Source organism: Pseudomonas sp. S2_C03 (assembly GCF_054668405.1).
Map to the genome: position 1 here is coordinate 2768293 of NZ_CP162766.1, position 16549 is coordinate 2784841.

The following is a 16549-nucleotide window of genomic DNA, read 5'->3' on the forward strand; positions in this document are numbered from 1 at the left end:
TCAAGTGAAGGTGTATCGGCTTAACGGCATGCTGCGGATACGCTGCCCCGTGAGCGTTGCCACCGCATTGGCCACGGCCGGCGCTACCGCCGGCAACGGCGGCTCACCGATGCCCCCCATTTTCTCCCCGCTTTCGACAATGCGCACGTGCACCCGGGCCATCCGTGAAGGCGGCAGGATCGGATACAAATCGTAGTTGCGTGCACGAGGCTTGCCGTCGATGTACACCGCCTCCTCCACCAGCGTCTGCGACAGCCCCAATGCGACCGCCCCATTGACCTGGGCCTCGACAATGGCCGGATTGACGATGCTGCCCGGGTCGATCGCCTGCCAGATATCGTGAACCCTGACCTGGCCGTTCTCGATCGATACTTCGGCGATCACAGCCGTCTGCGTGCCAAACGGCGAAGCCATGGCCACGCCACGGGCGCGCTTGCTGCCGTCTTCGGCGGTGAACGGGCCGCGTTTCCAGCCACCGGACAACTCGCCCACGGCGTTAAGCAGCGTGGTCAGGCGCTGGTTGTCGCGCAGCAGGTGCAGGCGCAGTTCGAACGGGTCCTTGCCCCCCTTGTCGGCGATTTCATCGAGGAACGCTTCGTAGAAGAAGTCATTGAGCGAATTGCCCACCGACCGCCAGTAGCCGAGCATCATCGGGCCTTTGACGTAAATCTGCGCAATCCGCTTGTTGGGGATCGCGTACGACTTGCCGGCCAGGCCTTCGAGGGCCGTCGGGTCGTTTTTCTCGCCCTGCTTGCCGGCGAGGGCTTCGGTGGGGCCTTCGGTGGCGCTGATCGCTTCGATGGCGATCGGCAGGCCGTCAGCGTCCAGAGCCGCGCGAAAATTGACCGCCGCGACGGGCCGATACGCGTCCCGCACAAATTCCTCCTCACGGGTCCAGATCAGCTTGACCGGGCGTCCTACGGCCTTGGCCAGCTCGATGGCCTGCGGGTAAGGATTGGCCGAGTCGTAAAGGAAATGCCGGCCAAAAAAACCACCCAGCAACGGCGAATGCAAGGTGATGCGCGAAGCATCAAGGCCGGTGCGCTTAGCGATGTCGGCGCGGAACATGTCCGGTGCCTGGTTGGGAAGCCAGACTTCCAGGGAGCCATCCGGGTTATAGCGTGCCAGCGCCGAAGGTGGCTCCAACTGACCGTGGTTGAGGTACTGATTGTGGTACGTCGCCTCGATTTTGCTCTTGGCGCGGGCCAAAGCCCCGGCAACATCGCCTTCGTTTTCGCTGTCACGAGCCGGCCCCTTCTCGGCAGCCAGGCGTTTGATGTAATCATCGCTGGAAAAATCCGCCGGCATTGGCCGCACCTTGGAGTCGGCGCCCGGTTCCAGCCAGTCGACTTGCACCGCTTCCACCGCGCGTTTGGCATGCCACCAGCGCTCGGCCACCACCGCCACCGCGCCGGGCAGGCGATGCACCGAGTGCACGCCTTTCATGGCCTTGACCTGCTCTTCGTTACGCAGGTTGCCAATGGTCATGCCCAGGCGCGGCGCGTGTTGCACCGCAGCGTGCAGCATGTCGTCGACTTTCAGGTCGATGCTGTAGAGCGCCTTGCCGGTTGACTTGTCGTAGGCGTCGACGCGCTTGACGGGTTTGCCGATCCAACGGAACTGGCTCGGGTCGCGCAATTTCACACTCGCAGGATCCGGCACCGGCAGGTCCATGGCGCGCTCGGCCAGCTCGCCGTAGGCCACTGACCGACCCGATGCGGCGTGTACCACCTTGCCAGGCTCGGTGGTCAATTCGCCCACCGGTACACCGAGTTTTTCGGCACCGGCCTGCAGCATCATGGCCCGGGCCAAAGCACCCAGGCGACGCATCGTCGGGTAGCTCATGCGCACCGACATGCTGCCGCCAGTGATGCGCATGCCGTTTTCCATCACCACATAAGCCTCGCCCGGTGGCGCGGCTTCAACCAGGAAAGTCGCCGGATCGGCATCCAGTTCTTCGCCAACGATCTGCGCCATGGCGGTGTAGGTGCCCTGCCCGCCTTCCATGAAGGGGCACAGCAGGCGCACGGTGTTATCGGGACGGATTTCCAGGAATGCCGGCACCTGGGTGCCACGTTCTCCGGCGACAGTGGCAGCCGCCTGAACACGCGCCGAACCGAGCGGCAGGCCGAAACCGAGTACCAGCGCGCCCACGGCCGTGCCGGCAAGGAAGCGGCGCCGGGAGACGTTGACCGGGTCGGTCAGCAAGGACGCTTGTGCAGAATCGATAGGCGCGTTCATCAGGCATCCCCCTTCGTTGCAGGCTGGCCCGCCAGATCATGGACGGCGGCCTGGATGGCGTTATAGGTGCCGCAGCGGCAGAGGTTGACCATCGCTGCCTCGATCTGGGCATCGTTGGGGTTGGGGTTGTTTTTCAGCAGTGCCGTGGCGGCCATGACCTGGCCGGACTGGCAGTAGCCGCACTGGGCCACCTGGTGTTCGACCCAGGTCGCCACCACGCGTTTGCCGACTTCATCGGCCTCGATCGCCTCGATCGTGGTCACTTCGCGACCGACCACACCGGCCACCGGCGTCACGCAGGAGCGCACGACGTTGCCGTCCACCAGCACGGAGCACGCACCGCACTGCGCCAGCCCGCAGCCATATTTGGTGCCGGTCATGCCCAGGTCATCGCGAATCACCCACAGCAGGGGCGTATCGGCGTCGGCGTCGACCTGATAAGTCTTCTGGTTGATTCGTAGTTCCATGGTTCACCCGCTGATCATCGGTTGGTGTGGCTAGTTATGTTTTTAAAACACCGCCAATCCACTGTAGGAGCAGCCGGTCGACGCTCGATTGCTCGCGATGGCGGTGTGTCAGGCAATGTTGTTGCAGGAATTGACGGCCCTATCGCGAGCAAGCTCGCTCCTACAAGGTCTCCGGTTGGCCGCGCAGGCTGGCTATGTCATTTCTGGGTGCACTGCCAAACATCCGCCCGTACTCACGACTGAACTGCGACGGGCTTTCGTAACCTACCGCAAATGCCGCCCGCGACACATCCAGGCGGTCACTGAGCATCAATCGCCGCGCTTCGTTCAGGCGCAGCCATTTCTGATATTGCAACGGGCTCATGGCAGTCAGTTGACGGAAATGGTGGTGAAAGGTCGGCGCGCTCATTTGTACCCGGGCCGCCAGTTCGTCGATCCGCAAAGGAATGGTGTAGTTGAGCTTGAGCCAGTCGATGGCCTTGGCAATGCGATAACCCTGCCCGTCCACCGCCGTGATCTGACGCAACCGCGCGGCTTGATCGCTCTTGAGCAAACGGTAATGAACCTCACGCAGGATCAACGGCGCGAGCACCGCAATCGCCTCGGGCTCATCGAGCAGCGCCACCAGGCGATTGAGCGCCTCGTCCAGCGCCGTGGTCATGGTGCCGATGCCGACGCCCTTGTCGATCGTACGACTGCGGGTTGCAGGCATACCGCCCTTGGCGATGACTTCGGCCAGCATCGGCACATCCAGTTTCAGGACCAGCCCGACACAGGGCTCCTCGCGGCTGGCAACCAGCACTTCGGAATTGGCCGGTAAGTCCAGAGAGGTAATCAGAAAGCCGCTACGGTCGTAACGGTAGCTCTCGCCGCCCACCCACAAACGCTTTTCGCCCCGGGCCACCAGAATCAGGCTTGGCTCGACCATGCACACGGCAGGTGCCATCGGTTGGTCGCGACGAAACAAAGCCAGCCCGGGAATCGACGTTGCAAAATCACCCGTGTGAGTGACACGCGGGTCGATATTCAAGGCCAGTGACGATTCCTGGCTGGGATTGACATGGCGCATGATGAAGGACTCCTGATGGCCAGACTGTAGCCTTTGAGTTCCATCATTCCTATCCATTACCCTGCATGTTCATAGGATCAGGCAAGGATTCGATCGGATTGCGCAAGTGGGGGGCGTTCGTTACAACGACCAAGGCATGAGTCAAGGCGCACTTGCCTTGCTCTGAATCTGTTGCTGCAGCAACGTATCGCAGCTTGTATCCTTGGCAACATGAGGGCAAACAGCCGCAGCTATTAACCTGTTCCATACTGTTGTTGGGATGTGAAAAGGACTTTCCATAAGGTAGTGACGTGAAGCGTGATACCCGGCTTGTAGTGCTTTTGATGTTGGTGATCGGTTTTTCTCTGGCGTCGCTGACTATCTGGAAGGTAATAGCGTCCCGAGAAAAAGTGCTGGAAGCAGCGAACATCCAGGGGTTGAACCTCACCCAGGCGCTGGAAACCTACTCCGAAGGCATTGTCCGCCAGAGCTCGCTCCTGCTGCTTGGCCTCGTCGAACGCCTGGAAACCGAAGGCAGCGGGCCGGCCCAGATAGAGCGATTCACTTCGCTGATCAATCGACAGCAGCCACTGATGCCACAGCTCAGTGGCGTGACGGTCTACGATAATCAGGGAAACTGGCTGATGTCTTCCAACAGGCCGATTCCGGCTGGGGCGAACAGCCGTGATCGGGCCTATTTCGTTCATCATCGCAACGATCCCTCCCGTGAGACCTTTATTGGCCCACCGATCCAAAGCCGTTCCAACCAGGAATGGGTCATCACCGTCAGTCGACGCTTCAATGATGGTCAAGGCCAGTTTGCCGGAGTCGTCGCAGTCACCCTGGGCATCGAGAACTTTCTTCGACTGTTTGGAAAGATCGACGTAGGCCAGGATGGGGCCATCGGGCTGTCCTATACCGACGGTACGATGCTGGTGCGTTATCCCTTCCGAGAGCAGGACATGGGCCGCAACTTTTCCAAGTCGCCCATCTATGCGAAGTATCTTGTCGATCAATCTGTCGGCACCGCCTCGTTTACCTCCAGCCTGGATGGCGTAGAGCGGCTTTATGCCTTCCGAAAGAGTGACGTATTGCCACTGGTCACGACGGTCGCCCTTGGGAAACAAGAGTCGCTGGCGGCGTGGCGCATGGAGGCTTTGCTGTCGGCAGTCGTCGTGACCGGGCTTCTGGGTCTTACCGGCCTCATCGGGTGGTTTTTGATCCTGGATATCCGTCGTCGAACCCAGGTAGAGGCCCAACTGCTGACGACTCAGCAGCAATTGCTTTCGTCGAACGGGCAGCTTGAATTGCTGGCGATGAAGGACGCGCTGACCGGCCTCGCCAATCGGCGCTGTTTTGACGAGAGCCTGGCCAGGGAAGCGCGGCGGGCGCAGCGCGAAGGCACGTCGTTGGCTTTGCTGATGCTCGATATCGATTACTTCAAGCGTTTCAACGACGCCTACGGGCATGTCGCCGGCGACGCGTGCCTGCAAACAGTCGGTCGTATCCTCGAAGAGTGTGTCAGGCGGCCCTCCGATCTGGTGGCACGCTATGGCGGAGAAGAAATAGCCGTCATCATGCCCAACACCAGCACAGAAGGTGCCGTGGTCGTGGCACACAGCATTCTCCAACGATTGCAGTTCGAGAACATTGCCCACGACGCCAGTCCTTTTGGACGGGTAACCGTGAGTATTGGGATCGTCACGGCAACGGGCGCCCAGCTGGAGCCTCTACAAGGGGTGATCGAGGTGGCCGATGCGGCGCTCTATGCCGCCAAGGCGCAGGGGCGTAATCAGTTGGCCGAGGGACATTGGGCCGCGATGGCCCATCATTGATTGCTCTACCGGACACCGCGGGCATCCAGACAACCCGCGTTATCGTTGACGACCATCGCGAGCAAGCTCGCTCCTACAGTGTTGCGCGCTCACCGCAAAATCTCGGCATACCGCAATCCCTGTGGGAACGTGTTCTTACAGATCATTTACCCGCGCACTTCCTGTATCAACTCAATGAACGCCCGCAACGCCGCCGGCACGTGGCGGTGGCCTGAGTAATACAGGCAAAGCCCCGGCGTTTGCATTGCGCAATCCTCGAGCACCGCCACCAACGCCCCGCTGTCGAGATCATCCGCTACATACCAGCGCGCCAGTTGTGCCAACCCCAGCGACGACAAAGCCGCCTGGCGCATCATCAGCGGCGCATCCAGCACCAGCATGCCCGGCACATCCACCGCCACCGCCTTGCCCCTGGTCGGCAACTGCCACGGTGAAGGCGTGCCATTGGGCAGGCGGGCGCGGATGCAAGCGTGGTTGGCCAGGTCGCTGATACGCTTGGGCTTGCCATGCTCGGCAAAATAGTCTGCCGAACCCACGATGACCATCGGCACCGCCTCGGTGATCGGCACACGGATCATGTCTTTGGGCACCAGATGGCTGGGTCGCAGTCCGGCATCGAAGCCTTCGGCGATGATGTCCACCAACTCGCCTTCAGTGACGACGTCCAGCGTCACTTGCGGGTAGCGCCTGGAAAACTCGGCCATGAATGGCTGCCAGCTCATCAACGCCGCCCCAAGAGAACTGTTGATTCGCAGGCTGCCCGACGGTATCAGACGCTGGTCGCTGACGGTGATCATGGCCTCTTCGATCTGCTTGACCGCCGGGGCGATCTGCTCGACGAACTCGCGGCCAGCATCGGTCAACGCCACGCTGCGGGTGGTGCGATGAAACAACCGGGAGCCCAGGCGCGCTTCCAGCCCCGCCACGGCGCTACTCACCGCCGAAGTGGACATTTCCAGCTCTACGGCGGCGGCGCGAAAACTCTGGCGACGGGCCACGGCCAGCACCACATGCAATTCGATAAGTCCGCTCTTGTGCATTGTCCTGATTTTCCAGATAGCTCAAGCGTCTTTGCCTGCGTAGTCCAGACAATAGCTCAGCCCTAAACTGGCGCTCAACCCTCTTGAGGAGCATGGCATGCGCCAGTTCAACCAGGCCTACATCAATGGCCGTTTCGTACCTGTGCACGGCGAAACGGTGATACACAGCATCAACCCGGCGACCGAGGAGGTCATCGGTGCGACCACATTGGCCAACCGCGACGATGCCAAGGCAGCCATTGCAGCGGCCAACCGTGCACAACCATCGCTCGAACAGACCGGTAAAGCCGAGCGCATCGACATGCTCAGGTCACTGCAAGCCGCCCTGCTCGCCCGCGCCGATGACATTCGTGACGTGACCATCGAGGAATATGGCGGCCCGGTTTCCCGTGCGCAGTGGGTCAGCCAGTACGCCTCGCAGTGTTTCGCCCGCACCGCCGATATCCTCGCTACCTACGACTTTACCCAGCGCCTGGGTGACGGCGTGGTGCACAAGGTGCCAGTTGGCGTCTCGGCCCTGATCGTGCCGTGGAACAGCGTCGCCGGCACCATCTGCAACAAACTGGCTTCGGCGCTGGGCGCCGGTTGCGCCTCGGTGATCAAGCCGAGCGAACTCAGCCCATTGCAAACCGAAGTAACTGCCCAGGCGCTGCACGCCGCCGGCTTGCCAGACGGCTACTTCAACATCCTGCTGGGGCGTGGCGAAGACGTCGGTGATGAACTGAGCACCAGCGCCGACGTGGCGAAGATCTCCTTCACCGGCTCGACCCAGACCGGCAAGCGGATCGCCCGCACAGCAGTGGACACGATGAAGCGTGTAAGCCTGGGCCTCACGGGTAAATCGGCAACCATTGTGCTCGACGATGCCGACCTCGCCACGGTCATCCCGCAGGCCGTGGCCGCCGCCTTCATGAACAACGGACAGGCGTGCATCGCCGGCACCCGCTTGCTGGTCCCACGCCAGCGCCTGGAGGAAGTGCTGCTACGGGTGCGCGCTTACGTGGCCACGTTGCAGGTGGGCGATCCCCGTGACCCTGCCACCGCCATCGGCCCGCTGGCCAGCCACGACCAATACGAACGCATTCAGCGCTACATCCGCGTGGGTCTCGAACAAGGCGCAACCTTGATTACTGGTGGCGAGGGGCGCCCCGAGGGCATCGAGCGCGGTTACTACGTCAGGCCGACCGTGTTCGCCCAGGTGCGCAACGACATGGACATCGCCCGGGAAGAAATCTTCGGCCCTGTGCTGTCGATCCTCACCTACGAAACGGACGTCGAGGCCGTGGCGATGGCCAACGACTCAGTCTACGGATTGCAGGCCTATGTGTTCTCGACGGACGTCAAGCGTGCTCAGTCCATTGCGCGGCGACTGGAGGCCGGTGGTGTGCTGATCAACCGGATCGCTATTGATCCGCTTGCGCCGTTCGGCGGGTTCAAACAATCAGGTATTGGCCGGGAGAACGGCCTGTACGGGCTGGAAGCCTTCCTGGAAACCAGGGCGATTGTGACTGGCTGATTGGAAGATTGCATCTGCTGCAACAGACATCGGTGCCTAATGTTCTAGGTCACCAGCAAGGCTTCGTGCACTTCAATCGACGGGATGCGACCTGCCGTGCGCTGGTCATCGAGCCAGCGCCTGGTCTTGCTCACATCAAAGATCTGGCCTTGGTCGATCAAGGCCAGGATGAGCTCGTCCGAAACGCGATAGCGTCCGCATTCCGGACAGTCCCGCTCTTCCCAGGGGCCCGAACAGAGGATGCGCTCGGCCGCACCTACACAAATAAGACAGTTCATCGCGATCACCTTTTTTTATTGTTGTGGTCGACAAGCGATTGCCGGCAAGTCAATCGACAGGGAAACTTGCGCGGAGTTCTGCGCTGAACCTGTGGGAGCGGGCTCGCCCGCGATAGCGGTGTATCAGGCAATCTGGATGTCGTTTGGCCTATCGCTTCGCGACGGTTCGACGCCTCGACATGCTCGCTCCTACAGATGGGTATCAAGCAGTGATAAGAGGGTCAGTGCATTGGCCATGGCTGCGCCGCTGGCGGTGTTGTCGAAAATGCACCACGTGCTCTCGGCCTGCTGCGTTGTCAATTGGACCGCAAGACTCTCCAGATAAGGTAAATCGTAAGGGCTGTGATAAATGCGCGGAGAGCCGTGCAGCCGCCAGTACCTCGGCGTGCCGGCGGGCGCCCTATCGGTGCTGATACGTGAAGGATCGACGGCGGCTTGACTGACCTGGTGGCTAATCAACAACGGCTGCGCGCTGCACCACGTTTCATGCCGTGGTTCCAGCACAACGGGAGTGGCACATCGCTCTCTGAGCGCCATGAAAAAGCGCTGTGCTACGGCTTCGTCATAGGCCAGCGACGGAGGAAGCTGCACCAAAAGGCAGCCCAGACGGTCTCCGAGCCCAGCGCATTGATCAAGGAACGTTTCGAGTTCCGTCTCGCAACCTGCCAACCGTAATTGGTGCGTGATGACTTTCGGCATTTTAACGCTGAAACGAAAGTCCTCAGGCACCGATTGCGCCCAGCGCTCATAGGTCGCCCGGCGATGAGGGCGGTAGAAAGAACTGTTGATTTCAACGCCTGTGAGCCTGCCAGCGTAGCGCTGCAAATGCGTGCCTTCGCCGGAAAACCCATCGGCAAAATCGCGCCCTATGCTCCACCCCGCGCAACCTACGTAAATACGCGGTTTGTTCAAAACAGCACCCTGCCCGCTTCTCTCATGAAAATCTCGATGGTCTTCGGACCGATTCCCTCGAAGGCAGACAAGCGCTTCTCAAATTCGCGAATATCGTCACTCGCTTCTCGCACGTTCAGGACCTTGCCTGCGTATTCCTCGTTGAGTATGTGCGCAAGACTCAATAGCCGAGACGCCGTGGATTCGTCGTATCGCACATAACGGCCCTCGCCGAGCATCCTCACCAATTCACGATGCGAACAGGCCGCGAGCTTTCGCGGGCTATCACAATGATGCCGGTCGACAATCACCCGATAAGCCTCGGCGGCGATCTCGGACTGAATGCGTTTGCCCATCAGGAAGCTGGCAATCAACCACTTGAACAGCCCCTGTTCGTTGGCATCTGCAAGATCAATCTGCAGGTCCTGCGCGCTGATGACTTTGGTCATGGGGCTAATCCTGGCTGCGCCTATTTCTTGCGTGGCAGCACCGCACCCAACACCTGCTTGGCGGTCTGTACCACAATGCCGGCCTGGTCCGGATCACCCTTGAGCAAGGTGGTGGCAAATTTCTTCGCCTGCTCGAGCTTGATGTGCGGCGGTAGCGGCGGCACATTCGGGTCGGTCTTGAATTCGATCAGCACCGGCACGTCCGAGGCCAACGCTTCATCCCACGCAGCAGCCACGTCCTCTTCACGCTCGACAAAGATGCCCTTCAAGCCAATGGAAATGGCGAACAGGTGATAAGGCACGTCAGGAATGGACTGCGAGGCTTCGAACTTGGGGTCCCCTTCCATCACCCGTTGTTCCCAGGTGACCTGATTGAGATCCTCGTTATTGAACACCGCGCAGATCCACTTGGGGTTGTCCCATTGCTGCCAATACTTGGCCACGGTGATCAATTCGGCCATGTTGCTCATTTGCATCGCGCCATCCCCCACCAGAGCAATCACCGGGCGTTGCGGGAAGGCGAACTTGGCGGCAATCGCGTAGGGCACGGCGGCGCCCATCGAAGCCAGACCACCGGACAACGAACACTTCATGCCGCGCCGCACCTTGAGGTCACGGGCGAACCAGTTGGCGCAGGAGCCGGAATCGCTGGTGATGATCGAAAGCTCCGGCAGACGCGGCGACAGCTCGAACACCACCCGCTGCGGGTTGATCGGGTCCGCCTTGACCATGGCGCGCTTTTCCAGGGTTTTCTCCCAGCTGCTGCGCCAGCCTTCGACCTTTTTGCGCCACCGGCGCGAGGTCTTGTGCTCCAGCAATGGCAACAACGCCGAGAGCGTTTCGCCGGCATCCCCAACCAGGTTCATCTCCATGGGATAACGCAGGCTGAGCATGTCGGGCTGCAAATCAATCTGCACCCCGCGTGCCTGCCCTTCCTTGGGCAGGAACTCGGAGTACGGGAACCCCGAGCCGATCATCAGCAAGGTGTCGCATTCAGTCATCAGCTTGTAGCTGGGCTCGGTGCCGAGCAGCCCGATGCTGCCGGTGACCCACGGCAACTCGTCCGGCAGCGCCGCTTTACCAAGCAACGCCTTGGCGACACCGGCACCGAGTTTTTCCGCCACGGCAATCACTTGGTCGGTCGCCTGCAACGCGCCCGCCCCCACCAGGATTGCGACCTTTTCACCCGCGTTCAGAACGTCGGCGGCGCGTTGCAGATCCGCTTCATAAGGCACAACCTTCGGCTTGGTGTAGCCCACCCCGGAATGCACCGTACCGTGCTCTCTGCCCGGCGGCTCGTATTCAATGTCCTGCAGGTCATTGGGCAGGATGATCGCCGTCACTCGACGCTCGCCGATGGCCGTGCGCACGGCCCTGTCGATCAGGTGGCGAACCTGGGCCGGTGCCGATGCCTGTTGCACAAAGGCGCCGGCCACGTCCTTGAACATCGACAGCAAATCCAGTTCCTGCTGATAGTGCCCACCCAGCGCGGCACGGGCCTGCTGGCCGACGATTGCCAGGACTGGCATGTGGTCCATCCGGGCATCATAGAGGCCGGTAATCAGGTGCGAGGCGCCGGGGCCGGAAGTGGCGATGCACACGCCCAACTCACCGGTGAACTTGGCGTGCGCCGAGGCCATGAAGGCGGCCATCTCTTCGTGGCGCGCCTGGACGAACTCGATCTTGCCCTGTGCCCTGGCCAGCGCGCCGAAGACACCATTGATGCCATCTCCCGGGTAACCAAAGATGCGTGTCACGCCCCACTGGCTGAGCCTTTCAACCAGAAAATCTCCTACAGTCGTTGTCATGTCGCTTTCGCCTCTCACTGATACATTGAGCCTGCGGCTGTGATGCTTGCCGGTGCACGTATAGGTCTGGACAGTCCGGCGATTGGCGAAGTTCGTATGGATGTTGGGTGAGATACGATTGCACGGTGATCCGGCCCCGGCTGACGGGACGGCGTCCCAGGACGATTCGGGGGCGATATCTCAATACCGGCTCCCTCAATCTTCAATCGGATGAATCTTGCCGCTGAACACCCGGAAACCGAAGGTGTTATAGGCCAGCGTCACGGGTATCAACACCGCGAAACCGATCAGCATGAACATCTGGGTGGCGGGGCCGGAAGTGGCGGCCTGCAAGGTCATCTGCGGTGGGATGATCAGCGGCACCAGGGCGATGAGCATCAATGCGAAGGCGAGAATGAACACGCCCAGCGCCGCGAACAAGGGCAAAAAATCACGTCTGGATCGAAACGCCATCAGGAAAGCTGCCAGCAGCGTAATGACCATCGCCGTGGCTGGCAGCCAGACCAGCGGATTTTCCAGGCGACGGGCATATTGCACGTGCAGAGTCGTCGTCCAGATCACCAGCACCGTGAGCAACCCCACTGTCAGGAACGCCAGGCCACTCGAAAGCCGGCGCGCTCGCTGCTGAAGTTCGCCTTCGGTGCGCCAATACAGCCAGCAAACACCGAGCCACGTGTAGCCGACCACCAGCACGGCGCCGCAGAAGAGCGGGAACGCGTTCGACCACTCCCATCCGGTGCCGCTGTACTGCCCTCCCTCATGGGGGACACCCTGTACCAAAGTGCCCAACACAATGCCCTGGCATCCTCCCGCAACGACCGACCCCAACATCAATAAGCCGTCCACCACGCGTTTGATTCGCTCATTGGGCGCATGGTCTCGGAACTCCAGCGCCATGGCGCGCAGAATCAACGCTAGGAACATCAGGATGAACGGCAGGTAAAGCGCGGGCAGGAGGATGGCATAGGCCCGTGGGAACAACGCGAGCAACCCGCCGCCGCCCAGGACCAGCCAGGTTTCGTTTGCATCCCAGATGGGCAAGATACTCACCGCCATGGCCCGACGCTGTTTGGCGCAACGGGTCATGCCCATCATCGCGCCTACACCCAGGTCCGTGCCGTCCAGCAACACATAATTGAGTACGGAAAACCCCAGCGCCGCAGCGCACAGCAGCGTCAGCCAGTCAGTGTCGAACATGCGCCTGTACCCTCATGACTGACCCGTCTCCTTCGCCAGGGCAGGTTGTGGCCCGTCTTCGTGCTCGCCTGGCGGACGGCGCAACAAGCGCAGCAACACCCACAGGCCGATGCCGAAGGTGAGCAGGTAGAACACAAGGAGGGTCCACGTGGCACTGAGCACCTGATCGCGCGACACCGAGGACAGACTGTCGGCCGTGCGCAGCAATCCATACACGGTGAAGGGTTGCCGCCCCATTTCCGTGACCACCCAGCCACTGAGCATCGCCAGCATGCCCGCTGGCGCCATCCACACACTGCCATGCAGCATCCAGCGCGCCGTGTACAACCGCTGCCGCCGGCGCAACACCAGACTGATCACGCCCTGCGCCAGCATCAGCAGGCCCAGCCCGACCATGGCGCGAAAGGCGAAGAACACCGCTGGCACAGGCGGGATGTCCTGCACAGGGAACTCATCGAGCGCCGGTATGGTGCTGCTCAAGTCATGGCGCAAGTACAGGGAGGCGATGCGCGGAATGGCCACCTCCCAATGATTGCGTCGCTCTGTCATATCGGGAATGGCGAACAGGCGCAAAGGTTCGCCAGCGCCCTCTGGCGGACGCGTCCAGGAACCTTCGATGGCCGCTATCTTCTGGGGTTGGAATTCCAGACTGTGCTTGCCGTGCAGATCCCCCACCAAAATTTGCACCGGTATGAGCAACGCAATCACCCACAACGCCATGGAGTAAGTCAGCCTGGCCCGTGGATTGGCAGGGGCACGCAAGAGTTGCCAGGCGCTGACACCGGCCAGCAAGGTGGCAGTCCCCAGCAGCGTGGCCAGGGTCATGTGCACGAACCGATAAGGGAATGACGGGTTGAAAATGATTGCCCACCAGTCCTGCGCAATGAAGCGGCCATCGGCAGCGATGGCGTAACCGGCCGGCGTCTGCATCCAGGAGTTGGCCGACAGTATCCAGAAGGCGCTGATCAGCGACCCTACGGCAACCGCGCAAGTCGCGAAAAAATGCAGGCGCGGACCGACCTTTTTCAAGCCGAATACCATGATTCCGAGGAACCCGGCCTCCAGGAAGAAAGCCACCAGCACTTCGTAGAACATCAACGGTCCCAGGATATCCCCGGCCTGGGTCGACAGGCGCGACCAGTTGAGCCCGAACTGGTACTCCAGAATCAGCCCGGAGGCCGTGCCCACCGCGACATTGAGGGCAAATATATTCAACCAGTAACGGTATAGGTCCATATAAACGCGTTGACGCCGCCACAGCCAGAGCGCTTCGAGCACCATGAGGAAGTTGGCGAGTCCTATCGTCAGCGATGCCAGGACGATATGAAAACTGATGGTGATCGCAAACTGCGCGCGAGCGGCCATCAAGGCCGAATCAACAACTTCCATGTTGCATTCCCGATGGAGCACCACGGCAGCCTTTGCTACGGGGGAGGTATGGCATGAAGACGTCCGGTTCCAAGGTGATGGTCGGTGGACCCTCAACCTGGGGCGATGATTCAAACGGCTCTCTGGAGCCGTTGACACGTGCGTCTGTTTTCCTTCTGCAATCTGCAAGTTGATGAGCGGTCAATCATGCAGAACGCCCGATAGGATCATGCAACTTAGCCAGCTAACTAATTGATTTATAAGCATATTTGTACGTCGAGAGATCTGGCACGCCTGATGCAATTTTCAAGGCTGTGCAGCGTTGACGTATTGATCGACGCGCCTTTGACCGTGATGAATGAAGGAGCCTGACATGAACGCCATCGAACTTTTGAAAGCAGACCACGAGCGTGTAAAAACCATCCTCACTCAGTTGAGTGAATCGACCGATCGCGGCATCAAAAAACGCACGGACTTGCTGGCCAAACTGGAGATGGAAATCACAATCCATACTCAACTGGAAGAAGAAATCCTGTACCCCGCGTTCAAGGAAGCAGGCGGCAAGGACGAAGCAGAAATGTATTACGAAGCCAAGGAAGAACATCGCACCGTCGACGCCCTGGTGCTGCCAGACCTGAAAGCCACCGATCCGAGCACTCCGGAATTTGCCGGCCGGGTAAAAGTGGTCAAAGAACTGCTGGAGCATCACATCGAGGAAGAAGAGAAAGAGATGTTCCCTCAGGCCAACAAGCTGCTGGGCAAGGCCAAGCTCAATGAGCTGGGTGCGCAGATGGAAGAAATGAAAGCACAGTACAAAAAGTCGCTGGCGCGCCCTGATATCGCTGCCTGACCCTGCGCGTTATCGTTTACCTCTATCGCGAGCAAGCTCGCCCCCACAGATTAAGACAAAACTGTTTCACCTGTGGGAGCGAGCCTGCTCGCGATAACCTTGGACGATGGCGCGTTCATGACCACCAGTCACATCTCTCCAACATCCCTCTGAACTTCACCGCGCCAACCCGCCTCTCCCACTTACCACCCCCATCAATGAGAGAGACAGGCCATGCGAGCACTCACCTACCACGGCGCCCACAGCGTCAAGGTCGATAACGTTCCCGATCCCGTCATCGAGAACGACGACGACATCATCCTTAGGGTCACCGCCACAGCGATCTGTGGTTCTGACCTGCATCTGTATCGAGGCAAGATTCCGAAAACGGAGCACGGCGATATCTTCGGCCACGAATTCATGGGCATCGTCGAGGAAGCGGGCTCGGGCGTGACCGCCGTGCAACCCGGCGACCGGGTGGTGATTCCTTTCGTGATCGCCTGCGGCAGTTGCTTCTTTTGCCAGATGGATCTGTTCGCCGCCTGTGAAACCACCAACACCGGGCGCGGCGCGATCCTCAACAAGAAGTCCATTCCGCCAGGGGCTGCCCTGTTCGGTTTCAGCCATCTGTATGGCGGCATTCCAGGCGGGCAAGCGGAATATGTAAGGGTTCCCAAGGCCAATACCGGGCCTTTCAAAGTGCCTGGCACGCTCTCGGACGAGAAGGTGCTGTTTCTCTCCGACATCTTGCCTACCGCGTTTCAGGCGGTGACCAATGCGGCAGTCGGCAAGGGCTCAAGCCTCGCGATCTATGGCGCCGGCCCGGTCGGGCTGTTGAGCGCGGCCTGCGCCAGGATGCTCGGGGTCGAGCAGATTTTCATGGTCGACCACCACCCTTACCGCCTTGCCTATGCGCAAAAAACCTACGGCGTGATCCCCATCAATTTCGATGAGGATGACGACCCGGCGGACACCATCATCCAGCAGACCAAAGGCATGCGTGGTGTCGATGGTGTGGTGGATGCGGTGGGCTTCGAGGCCAAGGGCAGTACCACCGAGACCGTACTCGCCACACTCAAGCTCGAAGGCAGCAGCGGCAAGGCACTGCGCCAATGCATCGCTGCCGTCCGGCGAGGTGGCGTCGTCAGTGTGCCCGGTGTGTATTCAGGTTTCATCCACGGCTTCCTGTTTGGCGATGCATTCGATAAAGGCCTGACATTCAAGATGGGCCAGACCCATGTTCAGCGCTATCTGCCTGAGTTGCTCGAACACATTGAAACCGGACGACTCGCCCCTGAGGTCATCATCAGCCACCGCATGGCCCTGGAGCAGGCTGCCGAAGGCTACAGGATCTTCGACAAGAAGGAGGAGGAATGCCGCAAGGTCATCCTGACGCCAGGCGGTGGCCAGATTCCCCTGCCGGAAAGCGACGGCACGCTAGTCCTGAACACCTAGATCCGTTCCCTTTACAGGACGGGATATCACGCACGGGGTATCTCGTCCTTTTTTTGCCTGCACGGATCCTTTCGAACCTTTCAGGGGCCGCATTCGTCATAACCGTATGCCCTGCCCCGGTTTCTGG

The 16549-nt window shown here is 60.4% G+C and carries 14 protein-coding genes; 4 read left to right on the plus strand and 10 right to left on the minus strand.

All coding sequences use genetic code 11. The annotated features are described in order from the left end of the window. The 3 genes from AB4N64_RS12560 to AB4N64_RS12570 all read right to left on the minus strand — a co-directional run bounded on the left by AB4N64_RS12560 (position 1) and on the right by AB4N64_RS12570 (position 3777). Positions 1 to 2241 (minus strand): xanthine dehydrogenase family protein molybdopterin-binding subunit, encoded by a 2241-nt coding sequence (locus tag AB4N64_RS12560; protein WP_460125942.1) that lies wholly within the window; start codon positions 2239 to 2241, stop codon positions 1 to 3. Then, positions 2241 to 2708: a (2Fe-2S)-binding protein gene (locus AB4N64_RS12565; RefSeq protein ID WP_460125944.1), complete on the minus strand. Its 468-nt coding sequence runs from the start codon at positions 2706 to 2708 to the stop codon at positions 2241 to 2243. Before AB4N64_RS12565 ends, AB4N64_RS12560 begins: the two co-directional genes overlap by 1 nt. A gap of 160 nt (positions 2709 to 2868) precedes the next feature. Continuing rightward, entirely contained in the window at positions 2869 to 3777 is a 909-nt protein-coding gene (locus AB4N64_RS12570) for an AraC family transcriptional regulator (RefSeq protein ID WP_460125946.1), read from the minus strand. 290 nt (positions 3778 to 4067) lie between these two features. On the opposite strand from AB4N64_RS12570, the gene AB4N64_RS12575 reads away from it, so the two are divergent. Continuing rightward, positions 4068 to 5591, plus strand: coding sequence for a sensor domain-containing diguanylate cyclase (locus AB4N64_RS12575; RefSeq protein WP_460125948.1), 1524 nt, complete (start codon positions 4068 to 4070; stop codon positions 5589 to 5591). 146 nt (positions 5592 to 5737) lie between these two features. Here AB4N64_RS12575 and AB4N64_RS12580 read toward each other — a convergent pair whose 3' ends face one another. After that, positions 5738 to 6631 (minus strand): LysR family transcriptional regulator, encoded by an 894-nt coding sequence (locus AB4N64_RS12580; RefSeq protein WP_460125950.1) that lies wholly within the window; start codon positions 6629 to 6631, stop codon positions 5738 to 5740. Between the two features lie 97 nt (positions 6632 to 6728). On the opposite strand from AB4N64_RS12580, the gene AB4N64_RS12585 reads away from it, so the two are divergent. Continuing rightward, a complete protein-coding gene (locus AB4N64_RS12585; protein WP_460125952.1) occupies positions 6729 to 8147 on the plus strand; it encodes an aldehyde dehydrogenase family protein in 1419 nt (472 codons plus the stop codon). A gap of 44 nt (positions 8148 to 8191) precedes the next feature. Here the strand turns inward: AB4N64_RS12585 and AB4N64_RS12590 are convergent, their stop codons facing one another. The 6 genes from AB4N64_RS12590 to AB4N64_RS12615 all read right to left on the minus strand — a co-directional run bounded on the left by AB4N64_RS12590 (position 8192) and on the right by AB4N64_RS12615 (position 14159). Further along, positions 8192 to 8425, minus strand: coding sequence for a hypothetical protein (locus AB4N64_RS12590; protein WP_460125954.1), 234 nt, complete (start codon positions 8423 to 8425; stop codon positions 8192 to 8194). Positions 8426 to 8614: 189 nt separating this feature from the next. Next, positions 8615 to 9337, minus strand: a complete 723-nt coding sequence (locus tag AB4N64_RS12595) for a DUF72 domain-containing protein (protein WP_460125956.1) — start codon at positions 9335 to 9337, stop codon at positions 8615 to 8617. Next, positions 9334 to 9765, minus strand: a complete 432-nt coding sequence (locus tag AB4N64_RS12600) for an HhH-GDP family DNA glycosylase (protein ID WP_460125958.1) — start codon at positions 9763 to 9765, stop codon at positions 9334 to 9336. Before AB4N64_RS12600 ends, AB4N64_RS12595 begins: the two co-directional genes overlap by 4 nt. A gap of 20 nt (positions 9766 to 9785) precedes the next feature. Beyond that, a complete protein-coding gene (locus AB4N64_RS12605) occupies positions 9786 to 11573 on the minus strand; it encodes a thiamine pyrophosphate-requiring protein (RefSeq protein ID WP_460125960.1) in 1788 nt (595 codons plus the stop codon). Positions 11574 to 11768: 195 nt separating this feature from the next. Next, entirely contained in the window at positions 11769 to 12770 is a 1002-nt protein-coding gene (gene cydB, locus AB4N64_RS12610) for a cytochrome d ubiquinol oxidase subunit II (protein ID WP_460125962.1), read from the minus strand. Positions 12771 to 12782: 12 nt separating this feature from the next. Further along, on the minus strand, positions 12783 to 14159 hold the full coding sequence (locus AB4N64_RS12615; RefSeq protein WP_460125964.1) for a cytochrome ubiquinol oxidase subunit I: 1377 nt from the start codon (positions 14157 to 14159) through the stop codon (positions 12783 to 12785). 352 nt (positions 14160 to 14511) lie between these two features. Here AB4N64_RS12615 and AB4N64_RS12620 point away from each other — a divergent pair, with 352 nt between their 5' ends. Together AB4N64_RS12620 and AB4N64_RS12625 are read left to right on the plus strand one after the other, a co-directional pair. Further along, a complete protein-coding gene (locus AB4N64_RS12620; protein WP_460125966.1) occupies positions 14512 to 14988 on the plus strand; it encodes a hemerythrin domain-containing protein in 477 nt (158 codons plus the stop codon). A gap of 213 nt (positions 14989 to 15201) precedes the next feature. Further along, on the plus strand, positions 15202 to 16422 hold the full coding sequence (locus AB4N64_RS12625) for a zinc-dependent alcohol dehydrogenase (protein WP_460125968.1): 1221 nt from the start codon (positions 15202 to 15204) through the stop codon (positions 16420 to 16422). Positions 16423 to 16549: the final 127 nt, after the last annotated feature.